This is a genomic window from Vibrio sp. 10N.286.51.C3 (assembly GCF_003050065.1).
Lineage (GTDB): Bacteria > Pseudomonadota > Gammaproteobacteria > Enterobacterales > Vibrionaceae > Vibrio > Vibrio crassostreae.
In genome coordinates, this window is record NZ_PIGC01000041.1 from 1 (window position 1) to 1,890 (window position 1,890).

Sequence of the window (1,890 nt, forward strand, 5' to 3'; positions counted from 1 at the left end):
CATCTTTAAGCGCATTTATTTAAGTGTCTTTAAAAATGGTTCATTTATTGAATCAAGCTCTTTAACAATTTGGAAAGCTGTCTGATTGATTACTTACGAGTAATTCAATCAAATTTAAAAGTTCTCAATGTTTACCTTTATGGTAAACACAACAAACACATTCAAGTGTCTTGGCTTTTTGTCTTCACTTTTTAAAAGTGGAAATAAAGAGTGATTCAAACTTAGTTTGAATCGAAATTGAGTCCGGCAAACAGTCATTGAGAACTAACCCTTCTTAATGACAACTAAATCACCACTTTGTGGTTCATGACTGGGGTGAAGTCGTAACAAGGTAGCCCTAGGGGAACCTGGGGCTGGATCACCTCCTTATACGAAGATACTCACGATAAGTGTCCACACAGATTGATTACAAGGTAGCCCTAGGGGAACCTGGGGCTGGATCACCTCCTTATACGAAGATACTCACGATAAGTGTCCACACAGATTGATTAGGTTTAGAAAAGTTAAGAGACGATATTGGGTCTGTAGCTCAGCTGGTTAGAGCGCTCGCCTGATAAGCGGGAGGTCGGTGGTTCAAGTCCACTCAGACCCACCAATATCGACCTAGATGGGGCTATAGCTCAGCTGGGAGAGCGCCTGCCTTGCACGCAGGAGGTCTGCGGTTCGATCCCGCATAGCTCCACCATCTTTAAGACCCTTTCGGGTTGTATGGTTAAGTGACTAAGCGTACACGGTGGATGCCTTGGCAGTCAGAGGCGATGAAAGGCGTAATAACTTGCGATAAGCCCAGATTAGGTAGTAATAACCTTTTGAGTCTGGGATTCCTGAATGGGGAAACCCACTTACATAAGTAAGTATCCTGTTGTGAATACATAGCAACAGGAGGCAAACCGGGGGAACTGAAACATCTAAGTACCCCGAGGAAGAGAAATCAACCGAGATTCCGAAAGTAGCGGCGAGCGAAATTGGATTAGCCCTTAAGCTTTTAATGATGCAGGTGAAGAGTCTGGAAAGTCTCGCAGTAAAGGGTGATAGCCCCGTAACCGACACATCATAATCAGTGAAAACGAGTAGGGCGGGACACGTGATATCCTGTCTGAATATGGGGGGACCATCCTCCAAGGCTAAATACTACTGACTGACCGATAGTGAACCAGTACCGTGAGGGAAAGGCGAAAAGAACCCCTGTGAGGGGAGTGAAATAGAACCTGAAACCGTGTACGTACAAGCAGTAGGAGCACCTTCGTGGTGTGACTGCGTACCTTTTGTATAATGGGTCAGCGACTTAATTTTAGTAGCAAGGTTAACCGTTTAGGGGAGCCGTAGGGAAACCGAGTCTTAACTGGGCGTACAGTTGCTAGGATTAGACCCGAAACCAGGTGATCTAGCCATGGGCAGGTTGAAGGTTGAGTAACATCAACTGGAGGACCGAACCGACTAATGTTGAAAAATTAGCGGATGACTTGTGGCTAGGGGTGAAAGGCCAATCAAACCTGGAGATAGCTGGTTCTCCCCGAAAGCTATTTAGGTAGCGCCTCGGACGAATACTACTGGGGGTAGAGCACTGTTAAGGCTAGGGGGTCATCCCGACTTACCAACCCTTTGCAAACTCCGAATACCAGTAAGTACTATCCGGGAGACACACGGCGGGTGCTAACGTCCGTCGTGGAGAGGGAAACAACCCAGACCGCCAGCTAAGGTCCCAAAGTATAGCTAAGTGGGAAACGATGTGGGAAGGCTCAGACAGCCAGGATGTTGGCTTAGAAGCAGCCATCATTTAAAGAAAGCGTAATAGCTCACTGGTCGAGTCGGCCTGCGCGGAAGATGTAACGGGGCTAAGCTATACACCGAAGCTGCGGCTACGTACCTTAGGGTATGTGGGGTAGGGGA

General features: G+C 47.1%; 2 tRNA genes and 1 rRNA gene. All 3 read left to right on the forward strand.

Annotated elements, in window-relative coordinates:
• Positions 1-518 precede the first annotated feature (518 nt).
• A tRNA-Ile gene (locus tag CWO27_RS23365) sits at positions 519-595 on the forward strand.
• 14 nt (positions 596-609) lie between these two features.
• Positions 610-685, forward strand: a tRNA-Ala gene (locus CWO27_RS23370).
• A 25-nt stretch (positions 686-710) separates the two neighbouring features.
• Positions 711-1,890, forward strand: a 23S ribosomal RNA gene (locus CWO27_RS23375); the annotation flags it as partial.